At 37.9% G+C, this 614-nt stretch carries 1 pseudogene; it reads right to left on the bottom strand.

Features of this window, described 5'->3' with window-relative positions:
• Nucleotides 1-126: 126 nt before the first annotated feature.
• Nucleotides 127-614, bottom strand: a pseudogene (locus AC1P5O_RS16790) (IS5-like element ISAba31 family transposase); the annotation flags it as partial.

The following is a 614-nucleotide window of genomic DNA, read 5'->3' as shown; positions in this document are numbered from 1 at the left end:
TCGCAAGAGATGCGATGGATGTCTGGTGATTTGTAGTCATAAATTTTAGTCCCCACTTGTTTTTAAGTGGGGACTAAATTAAGGCTTATAGGATGAATTCATAAGGTGTGTTCAGCGGACGCTTACATTGTTCGATTGGCTATTCGTTTTCTTTGGTATATTCGCTTTAGTTCCTGTTTTCCTGATCTGTTCACGCAGTGGTTCTGAATCATAGCCTTTATCTGCGCATAACACTTTTGTCTCTTTTAAATCTAATGTTGATATTAAATCAGGTGCAACTTTAACATCATGTGTGGTTCCATCGGTAATCATGAAATCAATAGGATTGCCATATGCATCAAGAATCAAATGTATTTTTGAGGAATTTCCTCCTACACTTTTAGAAATAGATTGATTCGCTATGCCGGCAGAATGTTGATGAGCACGTACATGAGAGCCATCAATAAAAATCCACTCCATATCGGGGCATGAGGCTAGTAATTTGAACAATCTAAGTAACTTACCGCTGCTTGACCAACGATTAAAACGTTTGAAAATAGAGTTTGAATGACCAAAACAGGAAGGAATATCTCGCCACGGACAGCCTGTTCTAATTCTATAGAGAATAGCTTCAA

Source organism: Prolinoborus fasciculus (assembly GCF_056724605.1).
Note: the sequence above shows the minus strand (reverse complement) of the source record. Positions and strands in the feature narration are given on the sequence as shown.